General features: G+C 59.7%; 11 protein-coding genes. 8 read left to right on the forward strand and 3 right to left on the reverse strand.

Going from position 1 to position 12,393, the window contains the following annotated elements; genetic code table 11:
- Positions 1–193 precede the first annotated feature (193 nt).
- The 8 genes from JNX03_RS19635 to JNX03_RS19670 are packed head-to-tail and all read left to right on the forward strand — an operon-like array spanning position 194 to position 7,813.
- Positions 194–1,900, forward strand: a complete 1,707-nt coding sequence (locus JNX03_RS19635; protein ID WP_203212456.1) for a class I adenylate-forming enzyme family protein — start codon at positions 194–196, stop codon at positions 1,898–1,900.
- Positions 1,897–3,189, forward strand: coding sequence for a 3-hydroxyacyl-CoA dehydrogenase (locus JNX03_RS19640; RefSeq protein ID WP_203212350.1), 1,293 nt, complete (start codon positions 1,897–1,899; stop codon positions 3,187–3,189). Before JNX03_RS19635 ends, JNX03_RS19640 begins: the two co-directional genes overlap by 4 nt.
- Positions 3,186–3,965: an enoyl-CoA hydratase-related protein gene (locus tag JNX03_RS19645; protein WP_203212351.1), complete on the forward strand. Its 780-nt coding sequence runs from the start codon at positions 3,186–3,188 to the stop codon at positions 3,963–3,965. Before JNX03_RS19640 ends, JNX03_RS19645 begins: the two co-directional genes overlap by 4 nt.
- 21 nt (positions 3,966–3,986) lie before the next feature.
- Positions 3,987–5,303: an acyl-CoA dehydrogenase family protein gene (locus JNX03_RS19650; RefSeq protein WP_231024408.1), complete on the forward strand. Its 1,317-nt coding sequence runs from the start codon at positions 3,987–3,989 to the stop codon at positions 5,301–5,303.
- Positions 5,300–6,070: an SDR family NAD(P)-dependent oxidoreductase gene (locus tag JNX03_RS19655; RefSeq protein ID WP_203212352.1), complete on the forward strand. Its 771-nt coding sequence runs from the start codon at positions 5,300–5,302 to the stop codon at positions 6,068–6,070. Before JNX03_RS19650 ends, JNX03_RS19655 begins: the two co-directional genes overlap by 4 nt.
- Before the next feature lie 4 nt (positions 6,071–6,074).
- Positions 6,075–6,845: an SDR family oxidoreductase gene (locus tag JNX03_RS19660; protein ID WP_203212353.1), complete on the forward strand. Its 771-nt coding sequence runs from the start codon at positions 6,075–6,077 to the stop codon at positions 6,843–6,845.
- 55 nt (positions 6,846–6,900) lie between these two features.
- A complete protein-coding gene (locus JNX03_RS19665; protein ID WP_203212354.1) occupies positions 6,901–7,272 on the forward strand; it encodes a VOC family protein in 372 nt (123 codons plus the stop codon).
- Positions 7,265–7,813, forward strand: a complete 549-nt coding sequence (locus tag JNX03_RS19670; RefSeq protein WP_203240772.1) for a gamma carbonic anhydrase family protein — start codon at positions 7,265–7,267, stop codon at positions 7,811–7,813. The genes JNX03_RS19665 and JNX03_RS19670 overlap by 8 nt, the downstream gene beginning before the upstream one ends.
- 534 nt (positions 7,814–8,347) lie before the next feature.
- On the opposite strand, the gene JNX03_RS19675 is transcribed toward JNX03_RS19670, so the two are convergent.
- The 3 genes from JNX03_RS19675 to JNX03_RS19685 are packed head-to-tail and all read right to left on the reverse strand — an operon-like array spanning position 8,348 to position 12,381.
- Positions 8,348–9,214 (reverse strand): acyl-CoA thioesterase, encoded by an 867-nt coding sequence (locus JNX03_RS19675; protein WP_203212356.1) that lies wholly within the window; start codon positions 9,212–9,214, stop codon positions 8,348–8,350.
- 9 nt (positions 9,215–9,223) lie between these two features.
- Positions 9,224–11,179 (reverse strand): acetoacetate--CoA ligase, encoded by a 1,956-nt coding sequence (locus tag JNX03_RS19680; protein WP_203212357.1) that lies wholly within the window; start codon positions 11,177–11,179, stop codon positions 9,224–9,226.
- Positions 11,176–12,381, reverse strand: coding sequence for a serine hydrolase domain-containing protein (locus JNX03_RS19685; protein WP_231024407.1), 1,206 nt, complete (start codon positions 12,379–12,381; stop codon positions 11,176–11,178). Before JNX03_RS19685 ends, JNX03_RS19680 begins: the two co-directional genes overlap by 4 nt.
- Positions 12,382–12,393 lie beyond the last annotated feature (12 nt).

Genomic DNA, 12,393 nt, shown 5'->3' on the forward strand with positions numbered 1-12,393 from the left:
TATAAGCTGAAAACCTTACCGTAACAGGCCTTGCCTTGGTCCTGCGAAAAAAATGCGGAACTTAGTTCCGTTATGCGGTATTGGCAGATCCCTCTTAACTGCCTAACCTTCGGGCAACAGAGTCGCACCTCCGGGGAGGGAAGTGCGCACATCTGCAATGGGAGGACAACATGCAGACCACAAGGTTGCTGCCATGACTGCGATGACACCAGAAGCGGCGGTGCATCACGTCATTACAACAGATCCAGTTTTTGAAGTTGGGCTGGCAGAGGTGCGCGGCGTCACGTTCCGCGCGTTCAAGAACATTCCCGGCACTGTGCCTGCGTTGATGGCGGCAGGGCATGCGCGGCATGGCGATGGCGCCTGGGACTATCTGGCCTATTGCGACGAGACCCTTACCTATGACCAGTTCTGCGCCGCCGTGCATCGGCAGGCGGATGCGCTGATCCAGCAATTGGGCGTGAAGCAGGGCGACCGGGTGGCCATTGCCATGCGCAATTATCCCGAGCTGTTGATCATGACTTTGGCGATCTCCTCCATCGGGGCGGTGGTCGTGTTTGTGAACGCATGGTGGACCACCGAGGAGCTGGATTACGCCCTGCGCGACAGTGCAGCCAAGGTGATCTTTGCCGATGGCCCGCGGCTTGAGCGGATGTTGCCATTGCAAAAAGAACTGGGGCTGACACTGGTTGGCGTGCGCGACGGTGAAGGCAAGGGCGATCACAGTTTTGCCGATCTGGACGCCGCCGCCACAACCAGCGCCGCGCCACAGGTTGCCATTGATACGGACGACGATTTTGCCGTTATGTATTCCTCCGGCACAACCGGCCATCCCAAGGGCGTGGTGCAAACCCACCGCAGCGCGGTGAACGCGGTCTTTAGTTGGCTGATGCAGTCGGTTGTGGCGCCGCTGATCGACCCGCCCGCGCCAGATGCACCTCCGCCGCCGCGCCCTTCGGCGCTGGTGGTGACGCCGCTGTTTCATGTGACCGCCACGCATCCGCTGTTTTTGCTGAGCCTGCCTGCGGGGGCCAAGATCACGATGATGCACAAATGGGATGCGGCCGAGGCCGTGCGCCTGATCCGCGACAATGACATCACCCGCTTTCTCGGGGTACCCACGCAATCGGCGGAACTGATGATCGCCGCCCGCGAAATGGGCGAGGCCCTGCCAACGCTGGATTATATCGGATCGGGCGGGGCCAAACGGCCCGCTGCGCAGGTCTCGCAACTGGTCGAAGCCTTTCCAAACGCAGGCGTGGCAACCGGATGGGGCATGACCGAGACCAATGCCTTGGGCATCGGCATGATCGGGGAGGACTACGCCGCCCGCCCCGAAAGCGCTGGGAAGTTGCATCCGCCCGTACAAGAGCTGCGGTTTCTCGATGACGACGGCAACGATGTGCCGGTGGGACAAATGGGCGAGATCACGGTCAAAAGCCCGGCCAACATGCGCTGTTACCTGAACAAACCAGAGGCCACCGCCGAGGTGCTTCAGGATGGCTGGCTGCGCACCGGTGATCTGGGCACGATTGACGCCGATGGCTATGTCACCATTCACGACCGCAAAAAAAATATCATCATCCGGGGGGGCGAAAACATTGCCTGTCTGGATGTTGAGGGCGCGCTGCACCGCCATCCCGATGTGCTGGAGGCCGCCGCGTTTTCCGTGCCTGATGACCGTTTGGGAGAGACCGTCGGCGCTGCTGTGCAACTGCGCAATGGTGCCAGCCTGTCCCATGCGGATATGGCGGCGTTTCTGGACGGGCATCTCGCCAAATTTAAGATACCCACGCATCTTTGGGCACAGCGCGACGTGCTGACCCGTGGTGCGACTGACAAAATTGACCGGCGCGCGATCCGTGCGGCCTGTCTGGACAACCAAGAGGCCAAGATATGATGACCCCGACCGAAGACCAAATCGGCAGCTATATCGCCGCATCCGGCAAAGCGGCGTGGGAGGTGCCGGGCCTGCCCGCCGATACCCCCCTGCGCCCGATCAAGACTGTTGGCATTATCGGCGCCGGCACCATGGGCGGCGGCATCGCGATGAATTTTGCCACCGCCGGTTTTCAGGTCAGGATTGTTGAAACCACGCAAGAGGCGCTGGACCGCGGCCTTGCGGTGGTGCGCGGCAATTATCAGCGCAGTTCCGACAAGGGCCGCTTTCCCCAGGACGAGGTCGAGGCGCGGATGGCGCGGTTTGACGGGCGTCTGGCGATTGCCGATCTGGCCGATTGCGACCTGATCATCGAAGCGGTGTTTGAAAACATGGAGCTGAAGCGCAAGATCTTTACCGAACTGGACGCGGTGATGAAGCCCGGTGCGATCCTGGCCACCAACACCTCGGCGTTGGACATCAACGAGATTGCCAGCATGACCAAGCGCCCCGAAGACGTGATCGGGCTGCACTTTTTCTCCCCCGCCAATGTGATGAAACTGCTGGAGATTGTCCGCGCCAGACACACCGCCGATGACGTGGTTGCCACCTGTATGGCGCTGGCCAAAGACATCAACAAGATTGCCACGCTGGTCGGGGTCTGCCCCGGATTTGTCGGCAACCGGATTTTGTTCGCCCGCCAAATTCAGGCCAACAAATTGGTTTATCAGGGCGTGATGCCATGGGATGTGGATGCGGCGCTGAACCAGTTCGGTTTCAAGATGGGACCGTTCCAGATGTCTGATCTGGCGGGGCTGGATATCGGGTGGTCCAAGGGGGCCAAGACCGACAATCCGATCCGCGACGCCCTGTGCGAGCTGGACCGGCGCGGGCAAAAGACCAAGGCGGGCTTTTATGACTATGACGAAAACCGCCGACCGATCCCTTCGGATGTGACGGCGGGCATCATCCGCGACATCACCGGCGCGGAGCCGTCCAAGATGAGCGCCGATGAAATCATCGAGATCTGCATCTACCCGATGATCAACGAAGCGGTGAAAATCCTTGAGGAGAACAAGGCGCAGCGGCCCTCTGATGTAGATGTGGTCTGGCTCAACGGCTATGGCTGGCCCGCCGACAAGGGCGGCCCGATGTTCTATGGCGATATGGTCGGCGCACAGGCGGTGCTGGACCGGATGGAAACGCTGGGTGCCGAAGATGCCGCATTTGCACCGGCGGACACCCTGCGCAAACTGGCCGCAGAGGGCGGAAAATTCACTGAAATAGACACTGGGGGGCTCAAGGTATGAGTTACGAATTCATCAAGACCGAGAAACAGGGGCATATTCTGATTGTCACTATGAACCGCCCTGATGTCTACAACGCGGTGCATGTGGATATGCACAACGAGATGGCCGATTGCTGGGACGCTTTTGCCGCAGATCAGGATCTCTGGGTTGCGGTTCTGACTGGCGCGGGGGACAAGGCGTTTTCTGCGGGCAACGATCTTAAGGCCACGGCGGCGGGCGGCTCCAAGAAAGAGATGACACCATCAGGCTTTGCCGGCCTGTCCGCGCGTTTCGATCTGGAAAAACCGATCATCGCCGCCGTCAACGGTTTTGCCATGGGCGGCGGCTTTGAAACCGCGCTGAGCTGCGACATTATTCTGGCCTCCGAGAACGCCAAGTTTGCCTTGCCTGAAGTGAAAGTCGGCTTTTTCGCCGCCGCCTCCGGTGTGCAGCGCCTGTCGCGCTATATCGGCCGTTTGGCCGCGCAGGAGTTGATGTACACCGGCCGGACCATCAGTGCGGCGGAAGCCCTCGAATTGGGCTGCGTCAACGCGGTGCATCCCCATGACGAGCTGATGGAAAAAGCCATGGAAAAAGCCGAACAGCTTTGTTCTGTCTCGCCCTCTGCGGTCAAGGCGACGAAACGGGTGCTCAACGATATGTACGCCCGCGACGGCATGCAGCAAAGCATTGGTTATTCCCGCGAAGTGATCGCCGATCTGTCCAAAACCGAAGATTTCAAAGAAGGCGTGAACGCCTTTGTCGAGAAACGCGCACCCCAATGGGTGAACAAGTAAACCACGCCAAGGAGGCACAATATGTCCGATAGCAATTCGCCACTCAGCCTGAACAATCTGGAAATGTCTGACAAGGCCAAGCCACTGCTGAACGCCGTGATCAAACACATCCGCGAAAACGTCGATCCGATTTCCGAAGAGTTCCACCGCCTTGCCGACAGCAACGAAAACCGCTGGTCCTATCACCCGCGCCAGACCGAGCTGATGGAAGGGGCCAAGCAAAAGGCCCGTGAAAGCGGTCTTTGGAACTTTTTCCTGCCGAATGCCGAAACCGGAGAAGGCCTGTCCAACCTCGATTACGCCTATATCGCCGCCGAGTTGGGTAAAAACCCGCTGGCATCCGAGACACTCAACTGTTCCGCGCCGGACACCGGCAATATGGAAGTGCTGGAACGGGTCGGCACCCAGCAACAGAAAGACACCTGGCTCAAGCCCCTGCTGGCCGGTGAAATCCGCTCTGCCTTTGCGATGACAGAGCCGGACGTGGCCTCTTCGGATGCCAAGAACATCTCGACCTCCGCTGTGCTGGAAAACGGCGAATGGGTGATCAACGGTGAGAAGTATTACATCTCCGGCGCCGGTGATCCGCGCTGCAAGATCATGATCGTGATGGTCAAAACCTCCCCCGATGCCGAAGCGTTCCGCCAGCAAAGCCAGATCCTTGTGCCGATGGACACCCCTGGCGTCGAGATCCTTGGCCCGATGCATGTCTTTGGCCATGACGACGCGCCGCACGGGCATATGCACATCAAGTTCACCAATGTGCGTGTGCCGGAGGAAAACATGCTTTGGGGCGAAGGGCGCGGCTTTGAAATCAGCCAGGTCCGCCTTGGACCGGGCCGTATCCACCACTGCATGCGCTCCATCGGGCAGGCCGAAAAGGCGCTGGATCTGATGATCGAACGCGGGCTGAGCCGTGTGGCCTTTGGCAAAAAGATTGTCGATCTGGGCAAGAACATGGAAACCATTTCCCGCGCCAAGATCGAGATTGAATCGATGCGTCTGCTGGTGCTGAAAGCCGCCAAGGCGATGGATGTGCTGGGTAACAAGGAGGCCCGCATCTGGGTGTCGATGATCAAGGCCAAAGTGCCGGAGCAAGTTTGCGATATCATTGATCAGGCGATGCAGGTGCATGGTGCCACCGGCATCAGCCAATGGTCGCCCCTGTCCGGCATGTATGCCCAGCAGCGAACCCTGCGTTATGCGGACGGCCCCGATGAGGTGCACCACCATGTAATCGCCCGCCATGAGGTGAAAACCTACCAGGACAGCAATTCGCGCCAGACCGCCGCCAAGGCCCATACCGAGGCACGCGGTTCTGCGGGGTTCATGGGATGAGCGATCTGTTTGATCTGACGGGAAAGGTCGCGCTGCTTACCGGCGCGTCCAAAGGCATGGGGCTGGCGATGGCCACGGCCCTTGCCGATCACGGCGCAACCGTGGTGATTTCCGCCCGCAAGCAAGAACAGCTGGACGAAGCGGCGGCGGGCATCAATGCCCGCGGCAAGGGCAAGGCGATCGCAGTGGCCTGCAACGTAGGCTATAAGGAACAGTTGCAGGCGCTGGTCGATCAAACCCATGAAAAGGCGGGCAAGATCGACGTTGTGATCGGCAATGCCGGGGTGAACCCCTATTACGGCAAGACATCGGAAATTCCCGATGACGCTTATGACAAGACCATGAATGCCAACGTCAAATCCAACCTCTGGCTGGCCCAGATGGTCGCGCCCGACATGGTCGAAAAGGGCGCGGGATCCATGGCGTTCACCTCCTCCATCGGGGCGTTCAAACCATCGGTGATGCTGGGCACCTATGGCATGTCGAAACTGGCGCTGATCGGTCTGTGCCGGAACTTGGCAGCAGAGTTCGGGCCCAAGGGTCTGCGCTTTAACGCGATTTGCCCCGGCCTTGTGAAAACCGAATTCGCCCGCGAGCTTTGGGACAATCCAGAGGTCGAAAAGCGTATCAAGGATGAAATACCCCTGCGCCGTCTGGGCGAACCGGAAGATTTTGCCGGGCTTGCGGTCTTTCTTGCCTCCGATGCCAGCAAATACATGACCGGTCAGGCGCTGACGGTCTGTGGCGGCTCTAACATGTGGACCTGAGATCATGGATGTAAAAGACAAAATCTGTGTTGTGACCGGCGCGGCCAGCGGCATTGGCCGGGCGCTCTGTGTGGCGTTCAAAGATGCGGGCGCGGCGGAGGTGGTCTGTGTGGACCGCAATGGCGAAGGCGCGGCGGAAACCGCAGAAATGGTGGGCGGCGCGGCCTATACCGTGGATGTGGCCCGCGAGGATCAGATCAAGGATATGATCGACAGCGTAGAGCGGGACATTGGCCCGATTGATCTGTTCTGGTCAAACGCCGGTATCGCCGTGGGCGGCGGGATGGACACCCCCAATGACGAATGGCAGCGGGTTTGGGACGTCAACGTGATGTCCCATGTCTGGGCCGCACGGCACCTGGTGCCGTTGATGGCGGCGCGCGGCGGGGGTTATCTGCTCAACACCGCATCGGCGGCAGGTCTGCTCAACCAGATCGGATCGGCCTCTTACGGTGTGACCAAACACGCCGCTGTTGGCCTTGCCGAATGGATCGCGATGACCCATGGCGATGAAGGTATCAAGGTGTCCGTGCTGTGCCCCCAAGCGGTGCGCACCGAAATGACCCGCGGCCACGAGGACCACGTCGCGGCGATTAACGGTATGATGGAGCCCGAGCCGGTGGCGCAGATCTGTTTGCAGGCGATCAAGGACGAGACCTTCCTGATCCTGCCGCATCCCGAAGTGCGCGAGTACATGAAGAACAAGACCGACGATTATGACCGTTGGATCGGCGGTATGCGCAAGCTGAACCGCAAGTTTGGGGAACTGTCCTAGCGCTGAGGGCATCGTCTTCGCTAGAGAGCGGCACATTTGAATGAAAGGACAAGTAATGATCGGCTATGTAACCCTCGGCGTTAAAGACATGAGCCGCGCCAAGACATTTTATGGGGATCTGCTTGCCGACAAGGGTGCCAAGATCGTGATGGATCAGGGGCGTCTGGCCTTTGTCAGCGCCGGACGCGGACAACCCATGCTGGCGATTTGCGAGCCATACGACAAAAACGATCCGGTCCCCGGCAATGGCACCATGGTCGCCCTGACCGCGGACAGCAAAGAACAGGTCGATCAGCTGCACCAAAAGGCACTGGACCTCGGCGCGACTTGCGACGGACCTCCCGGCCAGCGCATCCCCGACCGGTTCTATGGGGCCTATGTGCGTGACCCGGACGGCAACAAGCTGTGCTTTTTCGTCTTTGGCTGATCTCCAGCCCCATATCGGCCCGCATGTGACGCTCGATAACCCTGCCTTTGTGCATGGCACTGCGCAGCTATACGGCAAGGTCACCATCGGGCCGGGCGCATCTGTCTGGCCCTATGTGGTGACCCGCGCCGAAATGCACGAGATCATCGTCGGCGCACGCAGCAATATTCAAGACCACGTGATGATCCATGTTGGCACGGCGACGGGAACAATCGTGGGCGAGGATTGCTCGATCACCCACCGCGCGGTCTTGCATGGTTGCGAGATTGGCGACCGGGTGTTGATCGGCATTGGCGCGACGATCATGGACGGAGCCAAGATTGGCAGCAATTCCATTGTTGCGGGTCATTCCATCGTCACCGAAGGGTCGGAATTTCCCGACAATTCAATCATCGCGGGCAGCCCGGCAAAGCTGGTCAAAACCCGCGACAACAGCGCGGCAAATCTGATGAACGCCAGGTTCTATCATCTGAACGCGCTGAACTATGCCAAGGGGATTGATCGTTTGTCGCCTGAGGATCTCAAAGCCCTGCAATCCTGAGGCCAGACATAGAAAAAGGCGTCAGGAGCTTGGACCGAAGTCCGCACCAAGCAGCCGAAACTGCCATCCTGACGCCTTCCTAAACAGAGCTTCCCGAAGGTCCCCCTATTCAAATGCTCGGGCTCTATGAGCCGTTGCAAGCGGGATCAATCCTTGCGGATCGTCCCCCCAACCGGCAGCTGTCAAAGACCGCTACCAGACACGCAATGGCTTTTTCACCGACTTCCCGAACCGCTCAAAAGACCGTTTCGTTTCGCCCAGCGTTCCGTTGCTATCAACACGGGGTTCGGTTTGGTTTGACCCTCTCCTTGCCCGCTCCAACCTCGAAAGACCTTCGCGTCCCGCTTGGGGTCTTGCGACCCTTCGCGTTAACTAAAGATTGGCACCCAACCCCTGAGTCGCGCAAACAAAAAATCAGGCATTTGCGCAATTTCTTGGGGATAACCTATTGGAATAACTTGTGTATTTCCTGTGAGGAAGTGGGTTTTGATCCCTATTCCCAAAGGCTTGGCACCTTGGGGATAACTTCGCCAATTATTTGCGTTTTATGGGTCGCATCAGGCCTTCCTGGGCCACGCTGGCCACCAATTGCCCGTTCTGGCTATAGATTGCGCCACGGTTAAACCCTCGTGCGCCGCCTGTCCATGGGGCATCTAGATCATAAAGATGCCAGTCGGAAAATTCGATCGGCGCATGAAACCACATGGCGTGATCCAGGCTTGCGGTCATCACATTGCCCTTGAACCAGGTCAGCCCATGCGGGCGCAGGGACGATCCCAAAAGGTTCATGTCAGAAGCATAGGCCAGCAGGCAATGTTGCATCTGCGGTGACTGCCCCTTGGCGGCCTCCATCCGGAACCAAAGCTGGTTCACGTCGCTCTCCACCTCCGGGTCGAACATATCGCGCGGTGCCACCTCGCGCAGTTCGATCGGACGCTCTCGCAGGAACTCTTCGCGGTATTTCTCCGGGATGCGATCCACGTAGGCTTCGCGGGTCTCGGCGCGTGAGGGCCAATCCTCGGGCTTCCCAACCTCGCGCATCGGGTGCTGATAATCCCAGCCCTCTTCCTGTACATGAAACGAGGCCGAGAGGTTGAAAATCTGTTTGCCATGCTGGATCGCCACAACACGGCGGGTCGTGAAACTGCCGCCATCGCGGGCGCGATCCACCTGGTAGATCACCGGAATGCTCGGATCACCGGGGCGAATGAAATAGGCATGCAAGGAATGGCAAAGCCGGTCCTCCACCGTGCGATAGGCCGCCATCAATGCTTGCGCGATCACCTGCCCGCCAAAGATCCGCGTCGTCGTCTCGCCGCCCGATCCAAGGCCGCGAAACATATCGACCTCAAGCTGTTCGATGTCCAAAAGCTCAAGCAGTTTGTCGGCAACGGATGTCATGGGCTGGCCTCAGGCGTTGGCCCGTGCGTTGGCATAGGCGATAAAGAAATCAAAGCTGTCCGGATTGGCCATGGAATCGCGGTTCACGACCGTTGCCGGATCACCGCCAAGCAACAGCTTTTTGACCGGAACCTCAAGCTTTTTACCGGACAGGGTGCGCGGCACCTCTTTGACCTCGACAATCTCGTTGGGCACAAACCGCGCCGAGACCTGCGCCCGGATCGCGGCGTTGATCTTGTCTTTGAGCGCATCGTCCACCGCGCCGCCCTGCGCCGGCACCACAAACAGCGGCATAAAGCTGTCTTTGCCCAGAAACTCCAGATCGACCACCAGTGAATCCAGCACCTCTTCCAGCCCTTCAACCGCCTGATAGATCTCGGCGCTGCCAAGGCGCAGGCCCTTGCGGTTGATCGTGGCGTCCGAGCGGCCATAGATCACACTGGCCCCGCCTTCATCAATGGAAATCCAGTCCCCGTGCCGCCAAATGCCGGGATAGGTGTCATAATAGCTTTCGAACAGGCGGCTGCCGTCCTCGTCCCCCCAGAAGAACAGCGGCATGGACGGCAAAGGTTCGGTGCAAACCAGTTCGCCCACTTCGCCGACCAGTTCATTGCCGAGCGGATCGAACGCCCGTACCGCATTGCCAAGGGCGCGGCATTGCATTTCACCGGCCCTGACCGGCATGCCCGGATGGCCCACCACAAACGCCCCCGCCAGATCGGTGCCGCCCGACAGCGGCGCAAGCCAGACGTCGGATTTCACATCGCTGTAGATCCAGTCATAAGTGTCGCTCGACAGCGGCGATCCGGTTGAGCCAAGCGAGCGCAGCGCGGTCAGGTCAACCGCCTCACGCGGGATCAAAGCGGCCTTCATACATGTGCTGAAATAGGCCGCCCCCGCCCCGAAAAACGTCAGGCCCTCATCGGCGACAAAGCGCCAGATCACTCCCATATCGGGATGGTTCGGTGCCCCGTCAAACAGCGCCACGCGCGCCCCCTGCCCAAGCGCCATCCACTGCGAATTCCACATGATCCAGCCCGACGACGTCAGCCAGCAATAGCGGTCCTTGGGCGAGATATCCTTGTGCAGGGACTGCTTTGCCGCCTCCAGGATCACTCCACCATGGCCATGCACAATCGGCTTGGGGTTGCCCGTGGTGCCGGAGGAATAGACAATCCATAGCGGGTGATCAAAGGCCACATGGGTGCTGGCATATGCGCCGGTGCCATGGATCAAATCATCCCATGCCACATGGCCGCCCGGAAGATCCCCCGCCACGGCAACGGTCACAAAATGATCCACCGACGGCAGCGCCGCATTGATCTGCGCCAGAACATCGCGGCGGTCCGTCATCTTGCCCGCATGCATATAACCGTCCTGCGCGATCAGAACCTTGGGTTCGATCTGGGTAAACCGGTCCAGGATCGCAACATGGCCCATATCCGGCGCACAAAGTGACCAGACCGCGCCAAGGCTTGCCGTCGCGAGAAAGGCAATCAGCGCCACCTCGGTATTGGGCAGGATGGCAACAACACGGTCGCCCTTTTCCACGCCCATACCGCGCAGATGATCGGCGACAGAGGCAACCTGATCGCGCAATGCGCCCCAAGTCAGTTCACTGCGCCCAAAGGTTTCCGACTGCACAACCAGCGCAATCTCATCGGGCCGTTCATCGGCATGTTTGAGGATCTGATCGGCATAGTTCAGCCGTGCACCGGGGCACCATTCTGCGCCCGGCATCTGCCGTTTGGCGATAAAGGTCTCGGGCTCTTGACTGGCGCGCACGTCAAAGAAATCCCAGATCGCGGACCAGAACCCGTCAAGATCCTCAATGCTCCAACGCCACATGGCGTTGTAGTCCTCAAACGTCAGGCCGCGGTTGTCCTGCACCCAGCGTTCAAACTGCGCCATGGTCGAGGCCGCTGCACGTTCCGGGCTTGGGGTCCAAAGGGTCTTGGCGGTCACATCAATGCTCCATGTACCAACGCCTTAAGCTGCGGACGGGCGGGATAGGAACTGCTGGGCGACAACTGGGTAAAGAACACCACGCTCAACTCCTCTACCGGATCAATCCAGAAAAAGGTCGAGGCCATGCCCCCCCAGCTGAAATCGCCCACCGATCCGGGGCTGCGGGCGCGGCCCGGCTCCAGCACCACCGCACCCCCAATGCCAAAGCCCATGCCCTCCATCGGCTGCTCGGCAAAGCTTTGCGGACCCATGGAGGCGATATCCCCCGGCAAATGGTTGCGCATCATGAAGGCCAGCGTTTTGGGCGACAAAAGCCCCCGCCCGCCTGTGCGCAGCATCTCGGCAAATTTCATATAGTCATCAATCGTGCCCACCAGACCGCCGCCGCCCGAATGCATGGAGGCGCTGAGGAATGGCGATTTATCCGCATGATCCACTTGCCGCAGCGGATCGCCACCCGTCTTGGCCGCGTTCAGCGCAAAACTGTCACCGGCCAATGGCGTATACAGCGCGGCAAACCTCTCCACTGCATGAGGCGGCACGGAAAAGCGGGTTTCGTGCATGCCCAAAGGTTCAAGAATTTCCTCTGTCAGGAACTGATCCAGCGTTTTGCCCGACACCACTTCGATCACCCGGCCCAGCACATCAATGCCCACCGAATATTCCCAGCGGCTGCCCGGACGGAACGCCAGCGGCAGCGCGGCGACGCGGTCGGTCATCGCGGCCAGCGATCCCTGATCAGGCTTGAACAACAGATCCTCGGCGTCCATCGCCCGCGCCAGAATGCCGGGGTTGAACGGATAGCTGAGGCCCGACGTATGGGTCGCCAATTGATGCAGGGTCGGCGGGGCGCAGGGTTCGGTTTGCGAAATATCCGCCGCATCCGGTATCAGGCAGCGCATGTCGGCAAAGGCGGGGATGAACTCTGACACCGGCGCATCAAGGTGAAACAATCCCCGCTCCGCCAGCATCATCAGCGCCACCGAGGTGACCGGCTTGGTCATCGAATAGATCCGCGCCACGGTGTCGCGCTCGAACGGCAGGCCTGCCGCCATGTCGCGCATCCCGCAGCTGTGAAAATATTGTTCCGCGCCGCCCTTCGCGATCAAGACCGAACAGCCCGCAAAACGGTTCCTGTCCAGATATGACTGCATCCACGCCCCGATCCGGGTCAGCCTGCCTGCGTCAAATCTGCTCATCTTTGGATCCGT

Origin of the sequence: Sulfitobacter mediterraneus (assembly GCF_016801775.1) — a bacterium.
Lineage (GTDB): Bacteria > Pseudomonadota > Alphaproteobacteria > Rhodobacterales > Rhodobacteraceae > Sulfitobacter > Sulfitobacter mediterraneus_A.

Coding starts and splice junctions, on each gene's coding strand:
- JNX03_RS19635 (WP_203212456.1), top strand. CDS start 194: ATGACTGCGATGACACCAGAAGCGGCGGTGCATCACGTCATTACAACA.
- JNX03_RS19640 (WP_203212350.1), top strand. CDS start 1,897: ATGATGACCCCGACCGAAGACCAAATCGGCAGCTATATCGCCGCATCC.
- JNX03_RS19645 (WP_203212351.1), top strand. CDS start 3,186: ATGAGTTACGAATTCATCAAGACCGAGAAACAGGGGCATATTCTGATT.
- JNX03_RS19650 (WP_231024408.1), top strand. CDS start 3,987: ATGTCCGATAGCAATTCGCCACTCAGCCTGAACAATCTGGAAATGTCT.
- JNX03_RS19655 (WP_203212352.1), top strand. CDS start 5,300: ATGAGCGATCTGTTTGATCTGACGGGAAAGGTCGCGCTGCTTACCGGC.
- JNX03_RS19660 (WP_203212353.1), top strand. CDS start 6,075: ATGGATGTAAAAGACAAAATCTGTGTTGTGACCGGCGCGGCCAGCGGC.
- JNX03_RS19665 (WP_203212354.1), top strand. CDS start 6,901: ATGATCGGCTATGTAACCCTCGGCGTTAAAGACATGAGCCGCGCCAAG.
- JNX03_RS19675 (WP_203212356.1), bottom strand. CDS start 9,214: ATGACATCCGTTGCCGACAAACTGCTTGAGCTTTTGGACATCGAACAG.
- JNX03_RS19685 (WP_231024407.1), bottom strand. CDS start 12,381: ATGAGCAGATTTGACGCAGGCAGGCTGACCCGGATCGGGGCGTGGATG.